Source organism: Paenibacillus phyllosphaerae (assembly GCF_014192105.1).
GTDB classification, from domain to species: domain Bacteria; phylum Bacillota; class Bacilli; order Paenibacillales; family Paenibacillaceae; genus Paenibacillus_Z; species Paenibacillus_Z phyllosphaerae.
This window is the reverse complement of sequence record NZ_JACHXK010000032.1, coordinates 1-26,878: the sequence shown is the minus strand read 5'-3', so window position 1 is coordinate 26,878 and position 26,878 is coordinate 1. Positions and strand designations below refer to the sequence as shown.

The following is a 26,878-nucleotide window of genomic DNA, read 5'->3' as shown; positions in this document are numbered from 1 at the left end:
ATAACTGCTAACGGTTAGAACTGAACCCTCCCACTTCGTTTCGAAAGGATCCAATGAATAAAATTTCCATGTATCAGCTATTCGCCATAACCTTTATCTTTCAATTAGGCACGACCATTATATTCGGTTTCGGCGGCTCTGCCGGGCGGGATGCGTGGATTGGTCAGTTGGTTTCCTGTTTTCTTGGCGTCTTCCTTGTTCTGGTCTACATCGCTTTAATGAAAAAGAATCCAGGATTAACGTTTGTCCAGTGGTTTCCGGCGCAATTAGGGCGCTGGCTCGGGATGCCGCTTGCTTTTCTATACCCATTAATGTCACTGTATGTTGTCGGACGGATCATTGCGGATATCCGGGACATGGTCTCGACAACCGTATTGACGAAAACGCCGCTGCTCGTTATTACAGGGGTATTCGTCTTCATCATTGCCTATTCCGTGTATGGCGGCATTGAGCTCGTATCTAGATTGGGAGAAATGTTCCTCCCCGTCATTTTGATTATGTTTATCATTGAAGTGATTCTTCTTTCAGGCTCCGGTGCCGTGCGGATTAATAATATACTGCCTGTTCTCGAGCATGGGTGGGAGCCTGTCTGGAAGGTTGTTTATCCTGCAGGCATCACGCAATCCTTTGGTGAAACAATCGTCCTTGCTATGTTATGGCCAGAGACCAAACATCCTGAAAAAGTGATGAAGGTCACGATTCTCGCCACGATCATGTCTGGCCTCATGCTAACCTGCTTAGATGTGATGGCGATCTTAATATTCGGCGGGATGTTTTCGAGTTTTCTGTATCCGCTTTACACCGTATTGGGTTTAATCAGTATCGGCAACTTTATTGAAAACTTACAGATGTTCGGCGTCCTTTATTTTTTAATGACGGCACTTCTGAAAAGCGTCGTGCATATGTTCGCGGCAGTAAGGGGCTTTCAGCAATTAACGCGCATGAAGAATTACCGCGTGCTTATCATCCCGGGAAGCGCCATCACGCTGGTCCTCGGGATGACGATGTCACAAAACATATCGGAACACATTTACCGTCATCACTTTGAAATACTCGTACCCTATATTTGGGTGCCTTTGCTCTTAGTCTTGCCAATCCTTCTTCTTCTTGTTACATGGCTGCGGCAGATGAAGCAATGAACCTTCATTTCTTTACTTCTTTCGGATTTAACTGTAAAGATGGCCCCGTTATTCCGATTCTTCGAACCTTTAATTTTGCAGATACGGAAACCTCGGCTTCCCTAAACTCCGTTTCCCAGTCGTTCGCTAAGGATTTCCACAGTCGAAGATTTTTAATGCGAATGACATCGCTGAATCCAAACACGTCAGTCCCATATTTTTTTGCACTTTGGTAATCGTATGAAGAACCGTTTCTTCAATGTGTTTATTCAGTTCCCCTTGGAGAAACGCAATATTGTCAACCTGCGTAAGGTCTAGATTCGTGTTGTTTTCACGAATCGCGCCATCCCCTGTTAACGTAACTTGGATATTCAACTTATTGCCGTGAATAGACGGTTGAATCTTCTCGCCTAGATTGTAGATGTCCATACTAACATCGCCTGTCTCATCCGGTAACGTCGTCGATACCGTCATCTTCTTTAACTTCCCGGATACCCATCGCAATGCCCGCCCTTCCTCTAAATTAACGAATCCGAGTAACTTTAATTCCTTATTAAAAATGCCCGTCCCTACGATTCGGAACCCCTCGTTATCCGTACCGGGTTGACCTTTCTTGCTTCCTTCATCTTGGGAGGCAGCGTTCATGCCAATGGCAACCGCAGGTACGGACGGACTCTTCCCTTCGCTGGTTGCGGCTAGCAAGAAGTTTAAGAATCCCAATTCCATGAGGGTTCCCAACTGATTATACTCTCCCAGGACCCCAAGACCCGGAATATTCTCAAGCGGGTAAGACACTTGCAAGAAATCCTTGGCGGTACTCCCCTTAACGATAAAAATATCGGTACGAAGTTTCAGGTTGGGATCTCTTGTATAAGTATCAATGACATCCTTGATGCCTTGTCTAGCCATGGATTCCCCAATTACAATGACCCGTCGATGGCCGCGGAACACTTGTCTGGAAAGCTTGGTCTGAATGCGCTGAATCGCATCCAGCGTATTGATCCCATCGCCCGAGACGACAAAGAAAGGTTTACCCTTGCTTGTGCCGCCTGCACCTTCTCCCTGCCCGCCGCTTATTTTCGATGGAATGATGGACTGAATACTGATCCTTACTTTTTTGTTTGGGGATTTATCTATCCCCCAGGCGAGTTCAATGGCAAGATCGTTGACTTCCGAACTGTCCCAACAACCTGTTACGAACATGAGCGGGAGGATCAGACAGATGCAACGCCATCTCCTACTCATTTTGCTCACTCCTTCGTGTTGGGTTTGGTTGTTGACCCTCCGGAATGCGCTTTTTATTGGCTCCGGCAAAGGAAGGTCGCTCGGTCATCATCCATCTAGGCGCGCGTATGAAAACGTCCTTTAGACTTTGGGGGATTTGCGGGATGACCGGACTCATATACGGAACTCCGAAGGAACGCAGGCCAAGAAGATGTACGATCATGAGGAATAATCCTCCTATAATCCCATACAGCCCTAGAATCCCTGCGAATATCAACATTGGGAATCGGAGAAGCCGGTATGCGGTCCCGAAATTATAACGAGGAATAGCAAACGATGCGATCCCTGTCGTGGCTACGACGATAACGACGGGCGCGGATACGATCCCTGCTTGAACGGCGGCTTGCCCAATAACGAGTGCTCCGACAATGCTAACGGCCGAGCCGACAGCTTTAGGCATGCGAATGCCCGCTTCCCTGAGCCCCTCGAACATAAATTCCATCAATAACGTTTCGACGAAAGTCGGAAACGGGACGCCTTCCCTGGAATTAGCGATACTGATGAGCAGGTTCATGGGAATTAGCTGCTGATGAAAAGTTGAGAGTGCGACGTACATAGACGGAAGCAGCAGAGCGATATTAAATAAGGAGTAACGAACAAATCGAATGAAGGTCGTATAGATGGAACGTTCGTAGTAATCTTCAACCGCCTGCAATCCCGTCCAAAATGTCATCGGAGCGATAAGCGCAAACGGGGTGTTATCGACGATAATCGCGACTTTCCCTTCGAGCAGACTGGCGCAAACGATATCGGGACGCTCGGTATTTTGGATTTGCGGGAATGGAGACCAAGTGACATCTTCAATAAACTCTTCGATATAACCGGATTCAATCACCCCGTCAATTTGGATTCGGCCGATTCTTCTGCGGACTTCCTCCAGAATGGTCAGAGATACGATACCTTCGATATATATAATCGCGATATCGGTCTGAGAGACGCGGCCAATCGTAATCGATTCGATCTTCAGTCTCGAGCTCCGAATTCGTCGGCGTATGAGGCTTGTATTGATACGCAACGTTTCCGTAAAGCCGTCTCGGGGCCCGCGAACAGAGGCCTCTGCCGCAGGCTCCTGGACCGAGCGTTTCTCGAATCCTTTGAGATCCGCGATTATGGCTTTGTTTTCTCCTGCTACCAATAACGCGATATTCGCTTTCAATATGCCATCGGTCACTTCGTTAATCGTAGAAACCGTTTGAATTTGCGCAATAGCAAGCAACTGATCCTGAATGATCTCTGCCGTAATCGCGTCCCCGTCCAACCTGTTTGAAGTTCCATTAAGGATTGGCAACAACACAACTTCATCCAGCGTTCTAGTATCGATTAAACCATCGGCGAAAATCAAAAGTACTTTGGGACTGCTGCTGACGGAACGAAAGACGATATCGGTACATGCTCGAAATGAATCCCTAAGCTTTTCTTCGTTAATAGCCAGTTCGGTGCATAACGCTTCTTCTTGATCATTCAGAAGAGGAAGATCCGTTGATCTCGGTTGATTCGAGTTGATGTTTTCGCCCGAATGTTTTTGACTTTGTAACCACCTAAACAAACGCATTTCCCTCCTCCAAAAGATTCAAATCATGGTTGTATTTGTGTATTATAACCAAGGATACCAATATTAACATTTCGTACGCCGAATACGCCTGCTCCCCATTACTAGCGTTGCTTCACCAGATTGTTCCGGCTCAAGGCAAATCGAATGCCCCTGTATCTGTCACGGCCTACACCGCTAACTTTTCTGCGAATATAATAATAACGCCTAAATGGAAACTTCGGTCAGGTGGTGAGCGCGATCAGAATTCTATTTTTGGAACGTGGGAACTTATGGCGGTATGGTCTGCCTGACGGGCTACGTGATCTGGGGCATGAGGTGAGGATGTCCGGCCTCGTCCGTGAACAATCCCTCGCCGAGCAACTAATGACATACAAGCCAGATTTGCTGGTTTCCGTCGGTTGGGGACCCGATCATACGCCAATTAAGCAACGCCTCGTACGAACGATCGCCACCCGCTTCGATATCCCGCTCATCTATTGGTCAACGGAAGATCCCAATTTCACGAAGGTATTCACGATTCCGCTGCTCAGGCGGATGAAACCCGACTATGTGTTTACCGTGTCAGCGAAAACGGCGGTCGCTCTTCGCGAAGAAGGATTCCCCGCTTCTTATATGGATTTTGCCTATCACCCGAACGTTCATCAACAAGTTCAGCCTGTCGCCAAATATATGGCCGATATTGCGGTCGTCGCTAATGCTTATCCGGCTGTATTGAAGCGCTATCCCCGCTTGTACCGTCGGCAAGCCATCGATATCCTCATCAAACCGCTTCTAGAAGCGGGGTTCAACATCGATTTCTACGGGCGCAATTGGGAGAAAATGAAGCCTTATTTGGGAACGGCAATACCAAAGCGCTGCCTGAAAGGCCCCATTCCTTATAAGGATGCCAACCAAGTCTATAGCTCGGCGAAAATCATGATCGGATTGCAAAACTATACCGATATGGCTACGCAACGAACCTATGAAGCGATCGGCTCGGGCGCTTTCATGCTCACCTGCCGAACTCCCGGCGTCAGCGCCCTATTGAAGTCCGGCCGAGACGCAGCGATGTCTTCGACGCCGGAAGAGACGCTTCGACTTGTTCGGTACTACTTGGCCAATCCCAAAGAACGCGAGAAAGTTAGACGCAACGGTCGTCGAGCGATTTCATCTCATACGTATACGAACCGGGCACGCGATATGCTTGCGACCTTGAGAGAACACGGGATAATTGCTGATCGATAACGAGTCTCCCATACAGATAACCTCCGGAGGAGCCGATCATGAGAGTCTTATTTCTAGAAAGTCACCCTATGTGGATTCACGGGCTTCCGAACGGTTTTCGTGAAGCGGGTCACCATGTGAGAATATCCGGTCCCGTGACAGAGAAAAGCTTGTTGCATCATCTTCAAGATTTCAAGCCGCAGTTGATTATTAGTCTGGGATGGACGCCCGAGCATAGAAGGAACAAGCGGCAACTCGTGCGAAAATACGTGGCAGGATCCGGAATCCCGCACGTCTTCTGGGCCACGGAAGATCCGACGCATCACGAAACGTTCTCGCGTCCCTATGTACGCACCGTCCAACCAAACTTTGTGTTCACGATATGCCGCGCTAAAGTCGAAGCGTATCGGAAAATGGGCATACCTTCCGCGCATATGGATTTCGGTTATCATGACAGCGTCCACCGAAGGGAGAAAAGCAGTCCCCAATATCAAAGCGATATCTCCATGGTCGCCAACGGCTATTCCAAAATATTGCAGAAGTATCCCCAGCATTATCGTATTCAATCGCTGCAGCACCTGGTTCGTCCCTTAGTCGAGGACTGGACACGCATCGAGATATACGGCAGGCAGTGGAGTCAAGTCGAGCCTGTGCTCGGCGTTAAAGTCCCTTCGGATTGGATTCATGGCTACTTGCCTTACACGGAGGCTAGCAAGATCTATAGCTCCTCCAAGATCATGATCGGTCCTCAGAATCAACTCACGCAAGTTACGCAGCGAACGTATGAAATTCTAGCTTCGGGAGGTTTTCTGCTGACAAGCGATACTCCCGAGATTAGACGGTTGTTCCGGCCCGGAAAAGATTTGGTTGTCTCCAATTCCGCAGCCGAGACGCGACGATTGGTCCGCTACTACTTAGACCATCCCAAAGAACGAGAGAAAATTCGCGATCATGCGAGAAAAGCGGTACGAGAGCACAGTTACAAGAAACGCGCCCAATACATGATCGCCCAATTGAAGAAACATAAAATAATCCCCTAATGGAAGGTTGAGTGAAGGGAATGATCCTCCCTCGTCGAACAATTATTTAGGATACGATTACCTTTATTGGGGGAATGTGTGGAATGAAGAAGAAGCTGCTAAGTCTTGGGGTTGCATCACTGCTAGGTTTGTCCGGCGTCGTTGGCATTGCGAATGCTGCGAAGACAACGGCCGATTTTGATGACCTGAAGAGTCTGGATCAAGCAACGAAAGCGAAATTCGATGCTATGATTCAGGCAGGCATTTTTAACGGCGTCTCTGAAGGTCACTTCGGCTTGCAAGAAGAAATGAACCGCGCTCAATTCGCCAAAGTCAGTGCCCTTATCATGGGCCTTGAAATCGATACAAAATTAGAAACATCAAGCTTCAAAGACGTCGTATCGGACGATCCCGGTTTCGGTTACGCGCTGCCTTTTATCGAGGCTCTCAAAAATGCAGGCGTCACGGAGGGCGTTGGTGATGGGACGTTTAATCCATCCGGCACAGTCACCAAAGAACAGCTAGCCACGTTCCTCGTTCGAGTGGTTGACAAGGATTCCGAGGTCGACAAGAATACCCAGTCCGACGATCCGACCGTATCGAACTGGGCAAAAGGCTACGTCGAACTGGCGCTTGAACTGAAGCTCCTTCCTAGTGTCGAAGACGGCACATTCGGCGGTAAAACCAACGCGACCCGCGAATTGCTCGTTCTGGGCTCGTATGAGTCCAAACAAATCATCGATGCTGAGCAAGCGGCGACCGAAGAGCCCGAGCCGACTGAACCGACGCAACCGTCCGTGCCTACTACACCGGCTGAGCCTACTCCGACCCCATCGACGGGCGGTGGAACGCAGACGAATCCGGGTGCGTCAACGGATCCTAATGCGGGGGCGAACCCAGATACGTCGACGGATCCTAATGCAGGGGCGAATCCAGATACGTCCACGGATCCTAATGCGGAGTCCAATCCGGGCACATCGATTGATCCTAATCCACCTCTGACATCGGGACAATAAGCTGGAAATCACTCAATCAAATGTACGCGCCAAAGACCAGAATCCCCGAAGGGCCTTCTGGTCTTTTTCTTATCGGATACGTTATTGGATTGTTAACGAAGCCGATTCCTATTGCGCATCAGCGGCCGGCTGTTCGCTTTCCGGTTTCATCCCCGGTTGGAACTCACCGTCCGTGCGGCTAGGGAAATCGCCTGATCCTCCGAAGCCTCCTCCGCCCGGCCCTTTATTCCCGCCTTGATTCCCAAGCTTCGTAAGATCCACGGATGACGAATCGATAAGCGTGCTGGAATCCGCTTGCTGTCCTTCGGTTGTAGAAGGAATTGCGCCATCAAGCTGCCCTTGAATGCTTTCCGCCCGAAGCGTTCCTAATTTCGTCAATTCGGCTACGGCCTCTTGATACGCCTCGAATGTAGTAAAGGAACTAGGATCATTCTTCACTTCATCCGAAATCAATTGATCCAGCTTATTGACCGCTTCCTCGAACTTTCCATCCGCAAAGTAGCCATCGATAATCAGTTGCAAATACTCGTGATACTTCTCCTTATATTCGGGGACTTCCAATAGCTTAGCGAGCAGCGGGCGTTCCTCGAGGCTTATGCCTGATACCAGCGTATCGATCGCAAGGTTGACGACGTCCGATGCCGATCCGCCTTGGAACCCGCCGAACGATAAGTTGTAATCCCACGGCAAAATGCCAATTTGTTTTCACACTTGGCTGCAGGCCGTCAACATGGTCGCGCATATGAGAACGTATCCGATATTTTTTGCAATCAATCTTGTTTTCATGAAATCTCCCTTTCTTAACCGAGGGTATTGAGCCGAGATGAGTGCGAGCGCGTGATTGATATCAGCTTACACGCGAAACCTTTAATGAAACTTAACTCGTATGCAGGCCGAGCAATAGAAATAGGCCATAATCCGAACACATCGGACTACGGCCTGTTTACTGCTATCCCAACCATCCTTCAAACTTATGCACGTGCCACTCATCTTCGCTAAGGGTACGTTCATCTTCTACGACAACTTTGAGTGCGTGTCGGAAGAGTTGTTGCCCCTCCAACTGGATCTCTTCTTGCACATCTTCCAGCACCCCATTACACAAGAGCGCAAGCGAGGCGGCTGAATACCATCCCATTCTAAACTCGAAACTATCGTGCGCGCTGATATTGAAGATGAGTTCCGTCTCTGCTTCGTGCAGCTTTTCCTCTATCGGGTTCAACGGTTTCTTTCTTCCAAACCACTTGCTTAATAGGCCAGGGTCACTTTTACTCTCAAGAGAATGAATAAACAATTCGAAGCCGCTCATGAGTTCGGTATGGTTGAAAGCTCGATTAGGGCAATCGTTCAAGATAATCTTGAAGGGAAGAAAACCGGTATGCGTATCGAACGAAAAATCAGGATGAACTTCTGCTGTCATGTTGAATTTGTTGATCTCGGATAGCCAGTCGGGGATAACGCGATCACTTAGCCCCTTTAACTTGACAGTTAGCGTATAACTCATCGTAGGACTCTCCAGTTATCGGTGTGAAATGATAATATTCCTCTATCATATTAGCACAAACGATTGGAGCGCTGTCCAATAACATAAACTACTCCTCTACCCCGCAAAAGTATCGATCGTCACGGATACAGCGTTACGTCTACGAGCGGTCATCCTGATTCGGAGCATGCACGTCAGCATCAAGAAAGCGCAGCCGACGAGCAGCCAGACCGTGCCGGACGCTGACATCGTATCCATACTCCAGCCCGTCGCATAAGGCAAAACAGCACCGCCGACGCCTCCCGATGCGATAAGCGTGCTTGTGATCCGCTTGGTATTCCCCGCGAATACTCGGTTCGCATACACAATGAGAACAGCGAAGATTCCGGATAAGAACAGGCCTGTCGTCATGACTAAGCCAAAGGCGGCGATCGGATGCCCGGTCATCGTCATGCACGCCAGACTTAAGCCTGCCCCGATCGCGCTGTACAGCAGGAACCGATCGTACCGAATCCGATCGGCAATGTAGCCCGTGGCGAACCGGCCGACGACCATCGCCACCCATAACAACGTCACCGATAGGCTGGCGTCCGAGGAATGGAGCGCGAACTGCTGCGAGAAGATCGAAGGCAAGAAATTGTTGAGGCTGGTTTCCAGACCGGTATAGAGGAAGATGAAGCCTACGAATAAGAGCAGCAATGCTGGAGATACCGGCGTTTTGTCCATCGAGACATCTCCGGCTGCGTCCACCGTAGCGACAGTCTTCATTGGCTGATGACGGCTAGCCGTCAGCGCACTTCTGGTCCAGAACAGCAGATTGACGAAAGCGGCGACCGATACGATAGCGAACGCCCAGATCCAGTCAACCTTGGCGATGAGCATGCCCGTCATGATCGGCATGAATAAGGCGCCGATGCCGAATGCAACCTCCAATCGGCTCATCGTCTTCGCGGCTTGATCAGTCGTCTCGAGCAAATAAGTGCCGAGCGCCGTCTGCGTAATGCCGAACCCACAGCCGTTAAGCGCAGCGAATGCGATCACGAGCCCCCACATCGGTTCGGAGAAGAAGACTGCGTGGATGATTGTCAGGCTAAGCATTCCTAGCCAGATCATCCTCGGGTACCCGAGCCAATAAATCAATCTTGGGGTCAAGGCTACCCCAAGGAAGAAGCCCGCGAACTGCGCGAATACCAGCTGGCCGCCGCTCGTGTAGCTTTTGCCGTAGTCTTGCAGCAGCTCCGGCAGCAAAGCCCCGAATACGACGGTAGCTAACCCTACCATAAAGTAGGCGAAGCAGCCTAACCAAACCATTCGTCTCATATGCTCATCTCCCTGCCCTATTTCGTACTGGACGTATAGTTGTAGGCAATGATCCGGTCGATGGCTTCGGCAACGGAATGCACGACCGCGCTCGCCCGGCTGCGGATCTCCTCACGGCTCTCGCTCATCGCGAAGCTGTGCGGCGTTAAGGCAAACATCGATAGATCGTTGAACGAATCGCCGATGCATGCGATCTCATCCGGCGCGATCCCGAGCTCCCGAATGAGCAGCTTTAACGCGTCTCCCTTGGAGACGCTGCATGGCATCACATCCAGACAATCTTTATCGCTGATGAAGGTTTCGATCTGGCCGGCGAAACCGTTCTCGAACTTTGCTTGCAGTTCGACCAGCTTATCCAGCTCTCCGAAGTAAGATAGCTTGCTGCACCGCATATGGTCCGAAGCGATGGCTCCCTCCAGGTCGGCATGGGTGGAGATCGCGGTCATAATCCGTGCTTCGTACGGCACGACAGCTTCACTCCACTCGCGTACGTAGTACGAATCATCGTTACTATGAATGAATTGGATGAACTCGTCGCGTCCCGTCACTTGGATCAGCTGCGTCGACAGCTCCGGAGAGAACTCCGCCGATGCCAGCATTCGCTGGTCTCTCAGATGAACGGTGGCCCCATTCTGGCCGACCGCATAATAGCGATTCGCAAAGGGCTGCAATAGAATCTGAATCTCTGATTTCATCCGTCCAGACGCAATACAGAGGTCGAACCCATGCTCATACGCTTTGGCAACGGCACGGAGATCCCGTTCGTTAATACGCTTCTCATGATCCAGGAGCGTACCGTCCAAGTCACTAACAATCAGTTTAATCATCGAGCTCCTCCTCCGATACGACGAGCAATTCCACATGATGCTCGGCAAGTTTCTCCATGAATTGGCGATCTGGCTGCTGGTCGGTAATGAGCAGATCGATGGCGTCCAGCCCTGCGATTTGGTAGAACATCTGGTCGCCGAATTTCGTATGGTCCGCCAGTACGATGACTTGTTTCGCCTTCTTGATCATTTCGCGCTTCACCACGCCGTCCTCCACATCCGGATAAGACAAGCCATTGGACGTAATCCCGCACGCGCCCAGGAATAATTTGTCCACCTGATAATTGGCCAAACTGTCGATCGCAGCCTGCCCGAAGAGGAAACGATGATGCACGTTCAGCTCTCCGCCCAAGAGGTAGGTTCGTACCCCTTTCTTCCGCGACAACGCGTCCGCAATATCGATCGAATTCGTGACCGTAACGACCTGTTCCGCGGTAAGATGTTCGGCAGCGAACTGCACGGTGGTCGACGCGTCCATCATGATGAAATCGCCATTGTTCACGAGTGAGGCGGCCAGTTGCCCGATATCCCGCTTCACGCTGGATTCCTTGACCAACCGTTCCTTGTATTCGAATATTTCCTTCGACTTCTGCGGCAGGACCGCTCCCCCATGCGTGCGCAGGACGAGCCCGAGTTCTTCCATCCTTAACAGGTCCCGGCGTGCCGTATCGCGGGAAACGTCGAACTGTTGGCAGATGTCCTTGATATCGATCCGCTTGTTCTTGTTGATTTGTTCCATAATCATATGGATGCGTTCTTCTTGGAACATAACTGACGATCACCTCTTCTGACTTATGCGTCTTTATAAGTCGATATGCAACATTATATAAGTCATTTTATATTTATATCGTCAATTACGCAACAATAACGATGCGTATTATTTGTAAAGACATATATTTGCGCGCAATTGTGCAGTTCGTAACTTGCGCACCAAATAAAAAAAATCCGCGTTAATAGCGGATTTGATTGAACGTATTTGTATTCGTGATAGGATCTACTCTTTAAGCAAATCCTCTCTCAGCGGAGTGAAGGTATCCAATAGCCTGCTCTTCGTCAGTGCCCGGCATCCATGTTCGGCATTGCTCGGGATCAAGATGGTTTCGCCGGCCGCAAGGAGCGTTATCTCTCCGTTAATGCGGAACTCCAGCTTCCCTTCCAGACAATAAGATAACTGCTCATGGACATGGCGATGCAAGTAGCCTTCCGCCCCTTCCTCAAAATGGACTTCCATCATCATCAGATGCTGACCCGGCGCGAACACTTTCCGCTTGACGCCCGGCTCGGCGTTCTCCCACTCGTTGATTCGACCCATTGCCATAACCACCTTCGTCTAAGAGTTAGTCATTCCCGTACTAAATATATTGCGTGATGTTATCGCACTTCTTCGCGGTTAACGAATATCCATCGGCTGTATACAACCGAAGTTGATAGGAATCGAATGCCGGTTGAAGCTGCTGACAATAGGCGATGAACGGATCGAGGGTCGCAAACTCCTCCCTTGAAGCGCACTCGCAAAGATAGGCCATTCGTCTCCCGTACGCCCGGTACTCGCAATCGATCAAGCGATCGTGATGAGGGAGCAAGGCATCGCTGCACCAAATCGCCACATAGCCGCCGTCCTTCTGACCGAACAACCAATTCCCGACATGCGCAACGGCATGAAATTTGGCCGATGGGAAAAACAAATGCGTGAATGCGATCGGATGCTCTTCCCCGATCTCGTAGATCACGCCAAGCCGATTATCCTGCTGCTTGATGGCTGGCATAACGCCGTTCCCGTACCAATAACCGGGGCGCATCCCTCCGTCATCCGACATCTCACCGGGATGATTCGTGAATACGACCGTATCGTTATCGAGCGCCGCATACCACATATGCTGCTGGTAGCCATACACGCCGGGCTCAAACCGGGACGTGCCGTGAAAGCGTTCGTTAAAGGATTTGATATAATCATTGGATTCGATATCAACGGACTCCACAAAGCTATTGTTCTCCCAGAACGACGGTCTCTCGTCGTATCGAGGCGACTGCACCGAGGTCAACATATAGTGCCTGTGTTTGGTAAGTTTCACATAGGCGTTGCCGGTTGGATACTCCATCTTCATCGGTTCTTCCATCAGGCTGGCATAATGATAAGGCAGCTGATAACGGCTCTTCATTAAGAAGACGATCCATTCGCTGTTCCCGACGGGCGTATCGTTATTCAGAAGATGAATGAGCGCCTGCGCGGATTGCGTGAAGGGAAGAATGACGGAACGGTAGATCCTCGCCTGCGGCGCAACGATGGACCCGCGGAAGGCGTGGCAGGCAAACGATTTCAGCATGAGATCGATTAAGCCCGACGCGCGTGACGATTCTTCCTCCGCAAAATCAACGACATTAAGCAAGGCGCCAAGCGTGACGCACATGTAATCCGCGCTCAGGAACTCCTCGAAACCGTATTCCTCTACGTCCGCAAGCCATTGCCGTATCCTATGCCGGGCGACTCGATTGACTTCCAGGCCCGTTCGATCCGATCTTGGAAAATGCTTCTCCGGGTACATCTCGCCGGCCATATAGGCGCAGATATAGAACATCAGCGCATGGTTCTCGCTCCAGAAGCACATGCCGTCAGAGCCCTTCTCCGTCATCCAATACCGGTAATTCAGAATGGCTTGTCGTGCCCTTGCGGATATATCCTCGGGCAAGGAATGGAACCGCATCAGACGGAGTAAACCGGCCAGATGAAAGTCAGAGCAGTCTTCTCTTCGTTCAATTTGCTCGATCGCCCGGATGATATGCGCTTCATCATGCTCGGACCGATTTCCCGAATTCCAGCGTGCCAGCACGTAGAACAAGCCGAAGCGCAGAGGACGAAACGGCGAATCCGTACCCAATTCGGCCAACTCATCGAACATGTCCCTTTGAGTCGCTTCCAAGGAAGGCAGCTTGCGGTACGTCGGCTTTTTATGCGCCAACAACTCGATTTTGCGGCTCATGGTTCGATGTTGGATTTCCCCATGAATAACCGCTAGGGTTGCACGCTCATTGATATCCACGATGTTCTCACTGCTGATCTCGATGCCAGCGCTGCCCGCAGTATCGTCATCGTAGCTCAAATAAACCCGGCATGGCGCATGTTGCGGAAGGTAGAGCTTATTCCCCTTCAACTCGATACCGGCTAACCAGTTCTCCAAATCAAGGAACGGCTGGGCGTTTCCGGCATCCGGATGCGCGGACTCGATTTTCTCCAGGTGCTCCAAGAGTTGAATGCCGAATATATTCCGCGTATCTCTGACCGCCAAATTCTGCATGCGGATCAATAACGTGTTCTGGCCTTTGGTCAGATTCAACGTGATCGGCTGTTTCTTGATCGGTTTATAGACGGGTTCATGGACCGAGCAGATCTTCTCGCCATCGAGCCACACATCCAGTGCGGTATAGGTCCAGACGATGGCTTGAACCTCGATGTCCTCTTGGGCAACGAGACAGGTCGCTGCCAGTAACTCCACCTTCTGCGGCGTATACGAGAACTGGCTGACATTAACAAAGCCGCTGCTCGGATAGTAATATTCCCAGGGAAGACCAAGCTCGCTTAGCTCACCGATGATGATCTTGCCAGCGGGAGCGGGCTGATCTCGGTCAGCTACGATGGATCTGAGGTATTGCTCATAACGGATCTGGTTCTTGTCTGTTTTATCCGCGATGAAATCGGTAAATACCGGTCCTGCAATGTAATAATGATGGATAAAACCGTTCGTGAATGTCATGTCCTCACCTCCGTCATTGTTGGGCAGGCAGATGAAAATAAGCGGCTTCCCGTCCCCGAATCCAGCTCAAGACGGGCTGTCCGTGCTCGGCGTGAACTTGCCATTCTGCCGGCCGCAACTCGCCCTCCCCAACGAAAGGCTTGAGCACGGTGATGAACCAACCGTCTTCCGCTGTAGTCAATAGTCCTTGTACAACCTTTAAGGCTGCCATCGTCATCGGATGGACCGATTCCCAGCTGTCTTCCACGTCAAGCTCCATCGTCTTCGGTCCGAACACGAGCATTTCGCAGCCTAATGGCTGTTGGCCAGTAAGCAGTCCGGCGCCTTTCGCGTAGAATGCGGCATGCTGTTGCTCAGCGAGCTTCTCGATCTTCCATTCCAACAACCTGCTATGCAGCCGATGCTGGTAGGTATGCGCTCCCGTACTGGTCAAGCGGTCATAGATGACCCATTCCCCGCTCGGCAGAAACCATACGGCTCGGCAGTGCGTTACGCCGCGCGCTTCATAGCCGTTATGTTCCGCGCAGATGAGCTGTCTCTCTGGCTCCCAGTTCGTTAAGGTAACTTGCGCCTCTGGCGTACCCCAACGCTGCGTACGTAAGTATGGGGTTTGGTCCTGACCGTCCACCAGAACCGTGTTATGCGCTGACGTGCTCTTGAAATAGCGGCGCCATGGATTCTCCACATAGGTATACGTGCCCGGATCGACGAACAACGCTTCGCCGTAAGCGCATAATTCGAAGGAAAGCGCGTCTGCGTGTCCATGCGGTCCGCCTAGCGCCGCTGCATCGAAGATCAGCTTGTGCTGAGCGTCGCCAAGCCCATAGTAGCCCGCTTCCGGGAATGCAAAGGGCAGACCTTCATCGTTAGCAATCGGCATATCTTGGTTATGCTCAGCACCTTCGATCAATGTCGTCAGCCGTTCGGGGCCAACCGTCCAGAACTGCTCATGAATCTGCTCATGGAGAATCCAATCAGGACGGCCATAGTACAGCGCAGCCGCATTCACATCCGGCGGATGACTGGCGTACGAGTCCGCGAATGGCGCCATGCTCCCATCCTGCCTGGTCATGCAGCGCGAGAATCGCACCATACCCGCAAGTATGCGTTCATACTCCTCCGAGAACGTTAGCCCCCGCTTGCGGAGCATATCGGCGCAATCGATGAACAGTTCAAGCGAAACCATGTGATAGTGCGGCGTCAGCTCTGTATGTACCCCGTCTTGAAGCACCTGGACCCGGATACACGATTCAAGGCGCTCAATCGCAAATGCACGCCACGCTGCGCTTTCGTCCCAAGATCCGAACGTTAGCGATGCGCTGAGCAAGCCGATCATATGCATGATGGAATGATTGATCTCTATGCTGGCGGGATAAGTCGACAGAAACCAGGCATGTTCCTTCACCGATGCGAAAAATCGGCGCTCTTCCGCTTCGTTCCAACTGTCCGATCCATGGAAGAAGTGGTACGCATAGACCCACTGCCGAAGCCGAAGTCCCGTCTCGAGCAACCGCCAAGGACCCGGCCGTTGGAAATACACGATCTCCTGTGCGGGCAATTCCCTTGGATACGGCTGAGTTTCGATCCATCCGAGGATATGCTCCAGCGCTTTCGCCGCATATTTCTCTTCGCCGGTGCAAGCATATGCGATACCTAGCGCGCGCAGATGCTTGAATCGGTTTATCCCCCACGTAAATTCCTTATCTCCCGTCGGGTTATGCAGCCAATCGATCGGGTCGCCCATGTCGATCTCGCGGCCTTTCCAGAGAAAGCTGCTGCCTTGGCACCAGCGATCCGCCTCCGCAATCGCTTCTTCCGTTTTCTGCGGGAACAGCCGACGGTAGCTTGTTCCCCACTCGCTTCTGTCCTCTGCCTTGAAGAATAGATGGTCCATCGGTTCCTCCGCCTTTCCTTTTGTCGCAACAGCGGTTCCTATTCCTTATAGGAAAAGGCTGCACGCGGGCAGCCTTTTCGTCTCCTATCGCCTATTCGCCGAGCGTCCCCTGGAGGCTTGCGGCATTGAATGACGGATTCGCCTCAATATTCGTCAGCCCCTCGGCACGAGCGGCCGCGAGCGCTTTTGCATACCTGGCATTCAAATCCGAGATCGCCTCTTCCAGATCCGGTTTGCCCGTTAGAATATACTCAATGAAGACATCGGTGAACTTCTTGCCTTCCAGCTTCGTATCCGTAATCGATAGCGGCGTCACGGGATACATCCCATCGTACTTGGTCGGGAGGAATCCATCGATCCCGGCCAGCTCAGGCTTGCCTGCCACTTCGCTCACGTAAGGAAGGACGGACAGCCCCAGCCCTTTCTCCTGATACTCCGCACGAAGCTCCGTGCCGTACAAGAACTCGAGGAATTTGGCAGCTGCCTCCTGTTTGTCCGACTGGGCGCTGATGCCAAGATAACCGCCGGCATTCACCCAGGTTACGCCATTCATCTGACCGTCCTTCGTCGGCACGAGCGCCGAGGCCCAACGAATGTCGGTCGGGAACTGGGAGGCGTAGACAGCCGGCTCGCTGGAGTGGTTCACGTACATGCCGATTTTCCCTTGCGCGAATTGCGCGCGAAGCGGGTCGATGTCCAGCGACTCGGCGCCGGGAATCATGCTGCCGTCTTCCTTGATTTGGCGCATTGCGGATGCGATATCGCGATACATGCCAAAGTCGAATTCGCCGGTCTGGTAGTTGTATCCCTCATGGCTCGTCGCCGAGCTCAATGAACCCGATGCAAAGGCAGGACGCGTAAAGCCCGAGCCGTTCTTGAAATTGCTCGCGAACCCATAGACGCCTGCAGATTTACCTTGCTCCGTTATTTTGTTGGCCGCGTCCACCATCTCATCGAGCGTCTTAGGCGGCTCGGCGTAGCCGGCCTTCTCCATCAGATCCGCATTATAGATTAAGCGCCAGAACTGGCCGCTGTTCGGCAACGTATAGACATGGCCGTCCTTCGAATAAATATCTTCGACCAGCAAGCCGTCAAACTTGGCCAGAAACTCCTGGCTGAGCAGCGAGTCCAGCTGGGCGTAATAGCCTTTGCTCACGAAAGTCTGAAAATCCCCGCTTCGGAATATATCGGGCGCCTGTTTGCTTGCGAACGCAACCTCAACCGCCTGATTGTAGTTATCCGCCATGACTTTCATCTCGACTTCGATGTTGTCCGTGTTCGTTGCGTTAAAGGAATCCACCTGCTGCTGCATGTAATCCATATCATGCCGGTCGATGGACCAATAGGAGATTTTGGTTTTCTCGGCCGTACTCTCCGGCTGCGCTGCCGATTGCGTCTGCTCCGTATTCGTACCGTTGTTCGTCGAGCAGGCCGCAAGCATGGCCATGACAAGCAGTGAACTGACTGAAACCGTGCTTTTCGTAACGAATCGTTTTTTCATTCACAGTCCCCCTTTTGTTAGGCAAGTCGTGTCCCTTCGGCTCAAGCCTTGCCATTTGCCTTACTGACCTAAGTGTAGCATCGATATGTCTGTGGCCATGAAGGGCAAAATCACGATTCTAAGAGGAGAAAATCACTTTGATTCCGCTTTAATCGGCTTGCGGCTAGACGCGCTCGTACTTCATGCGGAATTCGGACGGCGTCATGCCCGTATGTTTCTTGAACAGTTCGCTGAAGTACGGCCTGTCCCGATATCCGAGCTCGAATGTAATATCCTGTACCTGCATCCCTTCCAGCAGCAGCTCCTTTGCCTTCTCCATTCGGGCAGACGTGACGTGCTGCATGAAGGTCATTCCGACTTCCTTCTTGAACAAGTTGGAGAAATAACTCGGGCTCAAATGGACGACGCCGGCGCATTCCTGCACCGTAAGGTCGCTGCCCAGACGCTCGCTCACATATCGCAAGGCTTGATGAATAAGCCTGCCTACGTCATTCTTCTGCCGCTTCTGCAGCCATTCGCAGCCCGTGATCCCAAGATCCTTCACATCCCGCACAAGCTCGGAAGTCGACGAATAGTTCCCTTTCTTCATGGCGCGCAATCGTTCGTCCAGCCACATTCGCTGCTTCGGCTCGGCTTTCTCGGCAATCACGCGGTACATGGAGAAGGCTAGCCCATAGAAGAGGTTCGTCATGACATCGGGATCAGGCGGCGCCGGGTATCGCAGGCATTCCTCCGAGATGCTCTCCAGCAATCGTTCCGTCCCCTCCCTGTTCCCGGAGCGCAGGCAGTACAACAGTTCCGTCTCCTTGTCCGGGGAATAATGCGGCGTCATATGGCCTTGCCGATCAATATCCCGGTAGGAAATAATGCAGCTGGCCCCCGAGTAGAACTGGTAGCTAAGCGCCGTCTTGGCCTGTTCATACGATAGCCCGAGTTTCGCAATCCCTTCGACCCAACTGCCCACGCCAATCGATATCTCCCGCTTCGAATAATGCTTGACGTTATATTTGCAGCTTTCCGCCATAGCGAGCACGTCCGCATCCTCGTCCAGGTTCAGCACGATAACGAACTGTCCCAGCTGCTCTCGGAGCACGATCCCTTTCGTCTGCTTGTTCAAAGTCTCCTCCATGATGTTCTGGACGGCGAAGCTGCTCAGCTCCAATTCCCGCAGAGGCAGCGTTGTGCGCAGGTTCATCAATTCGTCGATCTGAACGGACATGACGATAAATCCGCGGGTTCCCATATCGATACCGAGCAGATCCCATTTTTGGCTCGCCAGCTCAGGCAGCTCATCGTGCCGAATCAACAAACGGAAGTACTCCTGGCGTAAATAAGGCAGACTCTCCCTTAATTTGCGCTCGAGCATCATCCGGTCCGACTGTTCGATTCGTTGGGATTCGATTTCCGCTTTGGCACGTAAGACGACGTCGACGATTTGCTGCTTGGTGAACGGCTTAAGCAAATAATCGAAGGCGCCAAGCCTGACGGATTCCTGGGCATAGGCAAAATCGGAGTAGCCGCTGAAGAAAATCACCTTCGGAAAAACCTCGCACGTCTCCTTCAACTCTCGGATCATATCGATTCCGCTGCTCATCGGCATTCGGATATCGGTAAGCACGATGTCCGGCTTCTTGTCTCGAATGAGCTTCAGTCCTTCGTGGCCGTTGGTAGCCGTGCCCACGATTCGGATTCCGTGTTGTTCCCAAGGGATCAACTTAAGCAGGCCGTCGATGACCGCTGGCACATCGTCCATCATGCACAACGTAATTTCGTTCATTCTTCTATCACCTCACGAATAGGAATGACCAATCTGACAGACGTTCGCACGCAGGATTCGCTTTCCAGGATGAAGGAAGCTTTGCTGCCGTAATAGAGCGCGAGTCTGGCGCGAACATTGGAGAGCGCATAGCTTGAACATTCTTTGCCCCGCCGGCTCAACATCTGCTGGACTTGATGAACATCCATGCCGACGCCGTTATCGTTCACGCTTATCGTTAACATGCCGTCTTGGGCCGAAGTTTCGATTCGGATCCGTCCCTGGTGAGGCAGCTCCTGAAAGCCATGCAAGATCGAATTTTCGACGAGGGGCTGCAGCAGGATCTTAAGAATGGGAACATCTAATAGCTTTTCATCGACTTCGGCGATTTCGTAGTAGAACAAATCCGGATAGCACATCGACTGCAAACTCAAATATTGCGATACATGCTCGAGCTCTTGGCGCAGCGTCGTAATTTCATGGCCATTATTCAAGCCGAGCCGGAACAGCTGCGACAGCGACACGATCATCCCGCTGACGGCTTGTTGCTCTTGCATCTCGCTCTTCCAATAGATCGTATTTAAGGTGTTATAGAGAAAATGGGGGTCAATCTGCGCTTGCAGCGCCTTGATTTCCGATTTGCGTTTCTCCTGCTCGGTCGATCTGACCTCTTCGATCAATTCCTTAATCTGTTCGAGCATCCGGTTGAATTTGTAGCCGACCTGGCTGATTTCATCTTCGAACACGCTCTCGAATTTGACATCCAGATGGTTGGTCTCTACCTTCAACATCAAGTTTCTCAGCTTGAACAACGGCTTTAACAAGAGCTCCGACAGCATGCTGGACATGATGAGCGCAAGCACGACGCAGACGCCCATGATCGTTACGATTGTCCAGCGCATGTGCCGGACAGGAGCAAGCAAGTCGGACTTGGATTGGTACCCCACGAGCATCCAATCCGCGTTCATATCCAGCGCCGCGTAATTGACCAAGAACGGGAGGCCGCTGTCCGCAACATATTCGAAGTGTCCCGTGGAGCTGTCGCCGATCGCTTCTTGCAACGACTTGCTATTGTCCGTACTAACGGGGACAGAGGAGAACACCGGCATGCTGCTGCGGTCCATGATGAGCTGCCTTAGGCTCCCCTCCTGCAGATGGGCATGAATGAGCTCTAATAAGCGTTCTTCTTGAATATTGACGACAACGTACACGTTCGGCAGCGTTCGCTCGAACAATGGTTTGATCACCAAGGAAATGACCGGATTGCCTCTGCGGAACAGTTCCTCCTCATGCCCCCGTATCCACAGCGTGCTCCACCTTGTTTGAGCGTTTACGATCATCTCATTGATGTAAGTCTCCTCGAAGGAAGTTGTGCTTCTCCTATTTTCCGTCGGGTAGAAATCCCCGATCGGCGTATGGATCAATACGGAATCGATCGATTGTTCGGTCATCATCATTTGGGCAAAAGGCGTTTGCAGCTGCGACAGTCTCTTAAAATAGTCTTGCTTATTATTCGCCTGCACATCGCGCATCGTTTCTTGGAACGATTCGCCCATCATCAAGGTGGAGATCGACACCACGATATTGCGCAGGCGCTCGTCGAATACCTGCGCCGTTTTGTTAAGCGTATCTTGGCTTGTTTTGGCTGCTTGCGCTTTCATTTGATTAGAAAAAAACACGGAAACATAGGTTCCCGTGACAGATATACAAACGACGGTCAAGAATACGAATGAAACCCACAGCCGTCTTTTGAGCGACATCTTTCTCAGTATGCGTTTCATGTTATTCATCGCCTCAATCTATGGGATTAAGCGCTTACCCTTTGACGGAGCCTACCGTTACTTGCATGAATGAGCGATTCGCGAATACATACACGATCAGCAAAGGCAGGATCGAAATACAAGCGCCGGCCAGCATCAGTTGGTTCTCGACGGCTGCCCCTGCCCCGTATCTCAAGTTCGCCAATCCGACGGGCAGCGTCTGAAGATCGGGCCTCGATAGCGAGAACACCAGGGGCAGAATGTATTCATTCCATGCATTCCGGAACGTAAACAGCGCCACGACTGCCAATGCGGGTTTCAGGAGCGGCAGAATGATTCGCCAGAACGTGGAATAGAAATTACATCCATCGATCAACGCGGCTTCGTCCAGATCCTTCGGTATGCCTCGGAAAAAGCCGATCACCATGAAGAACGCCGTCGCATGCGCGCTGATGATAATGATTATGACACCCCAAAGCGATTTCTGTAAACCTATCGCTACCATAAGATTGAATTGAGGCCGCAGAACGACCGCGCCAATCGAGATAAATAGCGTAAAGGATTGGATGAAAATGTACAATTTCTTCCCCTTAAAAGCGACGCGATCGACCGCATAAGCTGCCATGGCCGCTACGAGCAACGTGCCCGCCGTAGCAAAGACGGCTACATAGATGCTATTAAAGGTAAAGCCGGAGAAATCGGCTTGGTTCCAGGCTTGCACATAGTTCTTGAATTGCCAATCGGCAGGGAGAAGCGTCGCGCCTGTCGTGAGCTCCAAGTTCGTCTTGAAGGAGCCGAGTATAGCGGTTACGATCGGGAATAGCATAAATCCAGCCGTGATGAGCAGAAGCGCCCATACCGGCGAGCGGAGCAGCATTTTGCGAATGATCATTGTCTTCCCCCCTAATAGACGTTGTTCAGTTTTTTGGACAACCAGAAGTACATCCACGTCACCAATCCGACGATTATGGCCGTCGTGAAACCGACTGCGCTGCCGTAACCGATATTTTGTACGGAGGAGCCTGTAGTCGTGAGCGGGAAGAACAACTTATAGAGGTATAGATACATGACTTCCGTCTTGCCGAACGGGCCGCCTTCCGTTAATACCATGATGCTCTCGTAACCCTTCAAGGAGGTTGTGATCGCCAGCATAATGATCATCTGGAGCACGGGCCCCAACATCGGAATGGTAATGTACCACAGCCGCTGAGCAGGATTGACGCCATCGATGGAGGCCGCCTCGTACACATCCTCCGGAATATTCTGAAGTCCGGCAATAAAGAGCAGCATATAGTTCCCCACGGCTCCCCATACCGCGATAATGATCGTCGTCAGCATCGCGAAGCCTGCGCCAAGCCAGTCCACGGGCTCGGTTACGATTCCCAGCTTCAGCAGATATTGATTGATAATGCCGTTGTACGAGTTGAATACGATATAGAACACGATAGACATGACCGAAGCGCTGAATATCGTCGGCAGGAAAAAGACCGCTCGAAAAATGTGGCGACCGCGGAGCTTGCGGTTTAATATAACGGCCAAGATTAGCGATAGAGGAAGCGTGATGATTAACTTTCCGCCCGCATATACGAAGGTGTTCGCGACCGACTGCCAAAATTCGGCGTCCCGAGCAACCCGCTCGAAATTCCCGATCCCGATGAATCGCGGCGTCCCATACCCCTGATAATCATAGAACATATAACGAAGGGCCCAGAGCACCGGATATATGCCAAGAGCGATTGTCAGAAAGAAGCTGGGAAAACTGAACAAATAAGCTCCGATTCGATTTTTATGCATGCTTTCATCTCCTCCCTCTTATAGCTTCATTGTATTAAATGACGCTTGCGATAAGAGATAGGGCAAAACGGGAAGCTGGGGGGACGAAACGACTGTATCGTTCTGACCTCCCTCTTCCCGGCAGAAGGGAATCTCGCCTGCAACACCTTCGCATACGAAATCCGTCAATTGGAAATAATTTCGTGGTGAGGTGAAAGAGATGAACGTACGGTCATGGCTCCGCCGAAAACCTTTTTCGCATGCAGCAAATAACCGATCGGCCTCATCCGTCGCGGCTTACGAGCCTGTTTCTTATGACTTGGAAGAAAATCTTCAAGTGCTGCGCCGTTTATTTACGGAAACGCCGGATATGAATATTCGGATGATTCCCATTGGGGATACGGGAGGACAAGCTGCCCTCGTCTATATCGAAGGCCTGACCGACAAGAACTCGATCAATAATAATGTGATCAAACCTCTGCTGAACGCCAGCGGTCCATTCAACCATGCCGTGATGACGGTTGGACGTATGACCGTACAAAATGAATGGGCTTCGATTACGAGCAACATCCTGAAGGGGAACAGCGCGTTATTCGTGGATGGAAGCGCTGAAGTGTTGACAATGGGCACGCAGGGATGGCCCCAGCGAGCCATCGAGGATCCGCAGCTGGAGACCTCGCTTAAAGGCGCGCATCAAGGTTTTATCGAGTCGGTCGATCAGAATATAGCCCTTATCCGGCGCTATCTCCCTCATCAAGAGCTCAAGATCCGGAACTTCCAAGTCGGCAGGCGCGGTGATACCCGAGTCAGCATGCTCTATCTGGAGGATGTCGCCCACCCTGAGATCAGGCAAGAGCTGCAAGATCGTATCAGTCGCATCGATGTAGACGTGATCATTAATACCGGTGAGCTCTCTGAGTTGATTGAGGATAACCCCTACTCGCCTTTTCCTCAGTTGATGCTGACCGAACGGCCGGATACGGCTGCTTCCCAATTAGCCCAAGGACGATTGGTGGTCTTAGTTGACCGCTCGCCAAGCGTTATCGTCGGTCCGACCACATTCACTTCTTTTTTTCAAAGCGTGGATGATTACAGCACAAGATGGTCGATCGCGACATTCATACGCCTTCTTCGCTTCTTCGCCTTCTTTGTGGCCATTTGTTTGCCGGCTTTCTATATTGCCGTTATCTCGTATAACTTTGAGTTGATTCCGGTAAAGCTGCTGCTTACGATCGGCGAAAATCGAGGCAGCGTGCCGTTCTCGCCGTTTATTGAAGCGATCTTCATGGAGTTGACGCTAGAGATGATGAGGGAAGCGGGGGTTCGGCTGCCGGCTCCGGTCGGACAAACGGTCGGCATCGTCGGAGGCATCGTAATCGGCCAAGCGATCGTTCAAGCGGGATTAATCAGCAACATCATGGTCATTGTCGTCGCCTTTACCGCGATTGCTTCGTTTATTTTGCCTAATTACGATTTGGTCGCAGGCGTTCGCCTGATCCGTTTCCTCATGATGATTGCGGCTTCGTTCTTTGGCATTTTCGGCATCGTCATCGGCTTAATGACATTAACAGGACACTTGATCGCGCTCGAATCGCTTGGCACTCCCTTTGGAAGTCCATTTGCTCCGATGCGATTCGCAGACTGGAAAGACACGCTGATCCGGGCGCCGCTGTGGAAAATGACCAAACGTCCGCTTAGCGTGCACGCCACGCAATCGGTCAGGCAGGGCGATAATAAACCAGAAGGTGATGGATCGTGAAACCATACGCACTTAATGATATTACGCTTATGCAATATATCATGCTGATCAATGGCATGTCCGTTAGTTTCGGGTTCATCGAAATCCCCGGCATGATGGCCACTAAAGTCGGAACGGATGGCTGGATCACGATCCTGATCAGCGGATTGATCACCATGGCGGCCAGTTTCATTACCATTCAGCTCATGAAAAAAAGCCCTCATGGCACGCTATTCGATTTATTGAAGCAAAAATTCGGCACATGGGCCGGCCGAGCGGCCGCCATCCTGTTTGCTTTGTATTTTCTGCTGTACGCCTATGATGGGTTGATCTATACGGTTCGATTAATCAAGGGACGGATGCTGATGGAAACGCCGGCATTCCTGATCATGCTCATGCTGTTGCTGCCTACCTATACGATTGTACGCAATGGACTCCGGATTGTGGGACGATATGCGGAATTCGCGGTGTTTATTTCGCTGTGGATCCCGCTTGTCTATATGTATACCGTCAAGCATCTGCATGTACTCTACCTTTTGCCGATACTTAAAGGGGGCTGGCAGCCGGTTTTATCAGCCGTGCCGGGAACCCTATTTTATTATCTCGGGTTCGTTTCTTCGATCATTCTTTATCCTTTTATTAAGCATCAGAAGAAAGCGCCTATCGCGTTGCTGATCGCAAACAGTCTGTCGATCTTATCTTATTTGTCGATTACGCTAATTTGCACGATGTTCTTAAGCCCTGACGAAGCCACAATCATCCACCAACCGGCGATCTATGTCTTGAAATCGATCGAATTGTCATTCATCGAACAGGTAGAGGGCTTGTTCATCGCGTTTTACGCTTTTATCTTTTCCCTATCGTGGATACCGCCGCTTTATTTCACGGTGTTCTGTCTATCTTGGGTTATGGGAAGAGCCGATCATCGAATACCATTGCGTCTGATCCTCTTCATGATCGGGACAAGCTCCATATTCTATATCCCCACTTATGATGAGCTTGAGAAAATTAGTATATGGCTTGGCGAATCCGGGATTGCAATCGAATATGCAGCCCCCAGTTGTCTGATCGCATTGTTATGGATTTATGGACGAGTGAAAACGGAAAGGAACCAACTATGAAACTACGCTTCCTGAATCTGCCGATAGCAATCGCCTTACTGTTGACGCTTTCGGGATGCTACGACCGTCTGGATATGGAGGAAGCTGCTTTTACGCTCGTGCTCGGGTTTGACCTCGATGAGAATGGAGATTTAATCATTTATAGTTCAATCCCGGCCTTCAACAAAAATGCGAAGAAGAAAACCCAAGAGACTATCATCCATGCACCCTCGCCTCGTGCGGGCCGAAATAAAGCCGCAATAAGGGCAATCGGCGTTTTCCAACCACGTAAACTTCAGGTTATCGTCCTCAGTAAGCATCTGGTGGAAAATAAACAAGAGTGGTTTCGATATTTGGATGTCTTCTTCCGTGATGGGCGCAATCCTCTCACCTCTCGCGTTATGGTTTTTGATGGTCAGCTTCGCGATTTATTTAAGTACCAGCCCAAAGACAAACCGATTTTGCCGCTACAGCTGATTAGCCTTCAAGAGTCCGTAAATTCAAGTTCCTTGGGCGTCGAGACAACGCTTCAAGAGCTTCAACGGACAATTTTGGACAAGGGACAGACGCCTGCTCTTCCGCAAATTAACCTGGATTCCGAGCTGCAGCTGTCCCGAACGGCACTGCTTAATCATGAAGGGCGTTATACCGCTTCTTTGACCATGAATGAAACCATGCTGCTTCGTATGCTTCAAAAAAAACTACGACTGACCAATTAACATACAATGCTTAGTTTCGGCTTCTTGAAGGTACTTTTGTGGATCACGTCGGAAGCGACGCCGTTTTGT

22 protein-coding genes are annotated in these 26,878 nt (G+C 51.1%); 7 read left to right on the top strand and 15 right to left on the bottom strand.

Annotated elements, in window-relative coordinates; genetic code table 11:
- Positions 1-53: 53 nt before the first annotated feature.
- Entirely contained in the window at positions 54-1,139 is a 1,086-nt protein-coding gene (locus FHS18_RS32140) for a GerAB/ArcD/ProY family transporter (protein WP_183604497.1), read from the top strand.
- Between the two features lie 126 nt (positions 1,140-1,265).
- Here FHS18_RS32140 and FHS18_RS32135 read toward each other — a convergent pair whose 3' ends face one another.
- Together FHS18_RS32135 and FHS18_RS32130 are read right to left on the bottom strand one after the other, a co-directional pair.
- Positions 1,266-2,363, bottom strand: a complete 1,098-nt coding sequence (locus tag FHS18_RS32135) for a Ger(x)C family spore germination protein (protein ID WP_183604496.1) — start codon at positions 2,361-2,363, stop codon at positions 1,266-1,268.
- Positions 2,356-3,954 (bottom strand): spore germination protein, encoded by a 1,599-nt coding sequence (locus FHS18_RS32130; RefSeq protein ID WP_183604495.1) that lies wholly within the window; start codon positions 3,952-3,954, stop codon positions 2,356-2,358. The genes FHS18_RS32135 and FHS18_RS32130 overlap by 8 nt, the downstream gene beginning before the upstream one ends.
- 225 nt (positions 3,955-4,179) lie before the next feature.
- Here FHS18_RS32130 and FHS18_RS32125 point away from each other — a divergent pair, with 225 nt between their 5' ends.
- The 3 genes from FHS18_RS32125 (at position 4,180) to FHS18_RS32115 (ending at position 7,192) form a co-directional block, all read left to right on the top strand.
- Positions 4,180-5,178 (top strand): CgeB family protein, encoded by a 999-nt coding sequence (locus FHS18_RS32125; RefSeq protein ID WP_425497319.1) that lies wholly within the window; start codon positions 4,180-4,182, stop codon positions 5,176-5,178.
- 38 nt (positions 5,179-5,216) lie between these two features.
- The gene (locus tag FHS18_RS32120; protein ID WP_183604493.1) at positions 5,217-6,197 is read left to right on the top strand and encodes a CgeB family protein; all 981 of its coding nucleotides are present in this window, start codon (positions 5,217-5,219) and stop codon (positions 6,195-6,197) included.
- Positions 6,198-6,280: 83 nt separating this feature from the next.
- Positions 6,281-7,192, top strand: a complete 912-nt coding sequence (locus FHS18_RS32115; RefSeq protein ID WP_246428036.1) for an S-layer homology domain-containing protein — start codon at positions 6,281-6,283, stop codon at positions 7,190-7,192.
- A gap of 108 nt (positions 7,193-7,300) precedes the next feature.
- Here FHS18_RS32115 and FHS18_RS32110 read toward each other — a convergent pair whose 3' ends face one another.
- From FHS18_RS32110 to FHS18_RS32050, 13 genes are all read right to left on the bottom strand, one after another.
- Positions 7,301-7,882: a CotH kinase family protein gene (locus FHS18_RS32110; protein ID WP_221401550.1), complete on the bottom strand. Its 582-nt coding sequence runs from the start codon at positions 7,880-7,882 to the stop codon at positions 7,301-7,303.
- 259 nt (positions 7,883-8,141) lie between these two features.
- Positions 8,142-8,693, bottom strand: coding sequence for a hypothetical protein (locus tag FHS18_RS32105; protein ID WP_183604491.1), 552 nt, complete (start codon positions 8,691-8,693; stop codon positions 8,142-8,144).
- Positions 8,694-8,789: 96 nt separating this feature from the next.
- Positions 8,790-9,992, bottom strand: coding sequence for an MFS transporter (locus FHS18_RS32100; protein WP_183604490.1), 1,203 nt, complete (start codon positions 9,990-9,992; stop codon positions 8,790-8,792).
- A gap of 17 nt (positions 9,993-10,009) precedes the next feature.
- Positions 10,010-10,819 carry a Cof-type HAD-IIB family hydrolase gene (locus FHS18_RS32095; protein WP_183604489.1) on the bottom strand — a complete coding sequence of 270 codons (810 nt, stop codon included), beginning with the start codon at positions 10,817-10,819 and terminating at the stop codon, positions 10,010-10,012.
- On the bottom strand, positions 10,812-11,588 hold the full coding sequence (locus tag FHS18_RS32090; protein ID WP_183604488.1) for a DeoR/GlpR family DNA-binding transcription regulator: 777 nt from the start codon (positions 11,586-11,588) through the stop codon (positions 10,812-10,814). The genes FHS18_RS32095 and FHS18_RS32090 overlap by 8 nt, the downstream gene beginning before the upstream one ends.
- A 225-nt stretch (positions 11,589-11,813) precedes the next feature.
- Positions 11,814-12,131, bottom strand: a complete 318-nt coding sequence (locus FHS18_RS32085) for a cupin domain-containing protein (protein WP_183604487.1) — start codon at positions 12,129-12,131, stop codon at positions 11,814-11,816.
- Between the two features lie 40 nt (positions 12,132-12,171).
- Positions 12,172-14,568 (bottom strand): hypothetical protein, encoded by a 2,397-nt coding sequence (locus FHS18_RS32080; protein WP_183604486.1) that lies wholly within the window; start codon positions 14,566-14,568, stop codon positions 12,172-12,174.
- A gap of 13 nt (positions 14,569-14,581) precedes the next feature.
- On the bottom strand, positions 14,582-16,462 hold the full coding sequence (locus FHS18_RS32075) for an alginate lyase family protein (protein WP_183604485.1): 1,881 nt from the start codon (positions 16,460-16,462) through the stop codon (positions 14,582-14,584).
- Between the two features lie 91 nt (positions 16,463-16,553).
- Positions 16,554-17,963 carry an ABC transporter substrate-binding protein gene (locus FHS18_RS32070; protein WP_183604484.1) on the bottom strand — a complete coding sequence of 470 codons (1,410 nt, stop codon included), beginning with the start codon at positions 17,961-17,963 and terminating at the stop codon, positions 16,554-16,556.
- A gap of 163 nt (positions 17,964-18,126) precedes the next feature.
- A complete protein-coding gene (locus tag FHS18_RS32065) occupies positions 18,127-19,740 on the bottom strand; it encodes a helix-turn-helix domain-containing protein (protein ID WP_183604483.1) in 1,614 nt (537 codons plus the stop codon).
- Positions 19,737-21,500 (bottom strand): sensor histidine kinase, encoded by a 1,764-nt coding sequence (locus FHS18_RS32060; RefSeq protein ID WP_183604482.1) that lies wholly within the window; start codon positions 21,498-21,500, stop codon positions 19,737-19,739. The genes FHS18_RS32065 and FHS18_RS32060 overlap by 4 nt, the downstream gene beginning before the upstream one ends.
- 34 nt (positions 21,501-21,534) lie before the next feature.
- The gene (locus FHS18_RS32055; RefSeq protein ID WP_183604481.1) at positions 21,535-22,371 is read right to left on the bottom strand and encodes a carbohydrate ABC transporter permease; all 837 of its coding nucleotides are present in this window, start codon (positions 22,369-22,371) and stop codon (positions 21,535-21,537) included.
- A gap of 11 nt (positions 22,372-22,382) precedes the next feature.
- The gene (locus FHS18_RS32050; protein WP_183604480.1) at positions 22,383-23,273 is read right to left on the bottom strand and encodes a carbohydrate ABC transporter permease; all 891 of its coding nucleotides are present in this window, start codon (positions 23,271-23,273) and stop codon (positions 22,383-22,385) included.
- A 199-nt stretch (positions 23,274-23,472) separates the two neighbouring features.
- Between FHS18_RS32050 and FHS18_RS32045 the strand changes: the two genes are divergently transcribed.
- Genes FHS18_RS32045 through FHS18_RS32035 form a run of 3 tightly spaced genes read left to right on the top strand, consistent with a single transcriptional unit; the run spans position 23,473 to position 26,809 of the window.
- A complete protein-coding gene (locus FHS18_RS32045; protein ID WP_183604479.1) occupies positions 23,473-25,011 on the top strand; it encodes a spore germination protein in 1,539 nt (512 codons plus the stop codon).
- The gene (locus FHS18_RS32040; RefSeq protein ID WP_183604478.1) at positions 25,008-26,111 is read left to right on the top strand and encodes an endospore germination permease; all 1,104 of its coding nucleotides are present in this window, start codon (positions 25,008-25,010) and stop codon (positions 26,109-26,111) included. The genes FHS18_RS32045 and FHS18_RS32040 overlap by 4 nt, the downstream gene beginning before the upstream one ends.
- Positions 26,108-26,809 carry a Ger(x)C family spore germination protein gene (locus FHS18_RS32035; protein ID WP_183604477.1) on the top strand — a complete coding sequence of 234 codons (702 nt, stop codon included), beginning with the start codon at positions 26,108-26,110 and terminating at the stop codon, positions 26,807-26,809. The genes FHS18_RS32040 and FHS18_RS32035 overlap by 4 nt, the downstream gene beginning before the upstream one ends.
- The last annotated feature ends 69 nt before the right edge of the window (positions 26,810-26,878 follow it).

Bases quoted from the DNA above. Each gene is read 5' to 3' on its own strand.
- FHS18_RS32140 (WP_183604497.1), top strand. From the start codon at position 54: ATGAATAAAATTTCCATGTATCAGCTATTCGCCATAACCTTTATCTTT.
- FHS18_RS32135 (WP_183604496.1), bottom strand. From the start codon at position 2,363: ATGAGTAGGAGATGGCGTTGCATCTGTCTGATCCTCCCGCTCATGTTC.
- FHS18_RS32130 (WP_183604495.1), bottom strand. From the start codon at position 3,954: ATGCGTTTGTTTAGGTGGTTACAAAGTCAAAAACATTCGGGCGAAAAC.
- FHS18_RS32120 (WP_183604493.1), top strand. From the start codon at position 5,217: ATGAGAGTCTTATTTCTAGAAAGTCACCCTATGTGGATTCACGGGCTT.
- FHS18_RS32115 (WP_246428036.1), top strand. From the start codon at position 6,281: ATGAAGAAGAAGCTGCTAAGTCTTGGGGTTGCATCACTGCTAGGTTTG.
- FHS18_RS32105 (WP_183604491.1), bottom strand. From the start codon at position 8,693: ATGAGTTATACGCTAACTGTCAAGTTAAAGGGGCTAAGTGATCGCGTT.
- FHS18_RS32100 (WP_183604490.1), bottom strand. From the start codon at position 9,992: ATGAGACGAATGGTTTGGTTAGGCTGCTTCGCCTACTTTATGGTAGGG.
- FHS18_RS32095 (WP_183604489.1), bottom strand. From the start codon at position 10,819: ATGATTAAACTGATTGTTAGTGACTTGGACGGTACGCTCCTGGATCAT.
- FHS18_RS32090 (WP_183604488.1), bottom strand. From the start codon at position 11,588: ATGTTCCAAGAAGAACGCATCCATATGATTATGGAACAAATCAACAAG.
- FHS18_RS32085 (WP_183604487.1), bottom strand. From the start codon at position 12,131: ATGGGTCGAATCAACGAGTGGGAGAACGCCGAGCCGGGCGTCAAGCGG.
- FHS18_RS32080 (WP_183604486.1), bottom strand. From the start codon at position 14,568: ATGACATTCACGAACGGTTTTATCCATCATTATTACATTGCAGGACCG.
- FHS18_RS32075 (WP_183604485.1), bottom strand. From the start codon at position 16,462: ATGGACCATCTATTCTTCAAGGCAGAGGACAGAAGCGAGTGGGGAACA.
- FHS18_RS32070 (WP_183604484.1), bottom strand. From the start codon at position 17,963: ATGAAAAAACGATTCGTTACGAAAAGCACGGTTTCAGTCAGTTCACTG.
- FHS18_RS32065 (WP_183604483.1), bottom strand. From the start codon at position 19,740: ATGAACGAAATTACGTTGTGCATGATGGACGATGTGCCAGCGGTCATC.
- FHS18_RS32060 (WP_183604482.1), bottom strand. From the start codon at position 21,500: ATGAAACGCATACTGAGAAAGATGTCGCTCAAAAGACGGCTGTGGGTT.
- FHS18_RS32055 (WP_183604481.1), bottom strand. From the start codon at position 22,371: ATGATCATTCGCAAAATGCTGCTCCGCTCGCCGGTATGGGCGCTTCTG.
- FHS18_RS32050 (WP_183604480.1), bottom strand. From the start codon at position 23,273: ATGCATAAAAATCGAATCGGAGCTTATTTGTTCAGTTTTCCCAGCTTC.
- FHS18_RS32045 (WP_183604479.1), top strand. From the start codon at position 23,473: ATGAACGTACGGTCATGGCTCCGCCGAAAACCTTTTTCGCATGCAGCA.
- FHS18_RS32035 (WP_183604477.1), top strand. From the start codon at position 26,108: ATGAAACTACGCTTCCTGAATCTGCCGATAGCAATCGCCTTACTGTTG.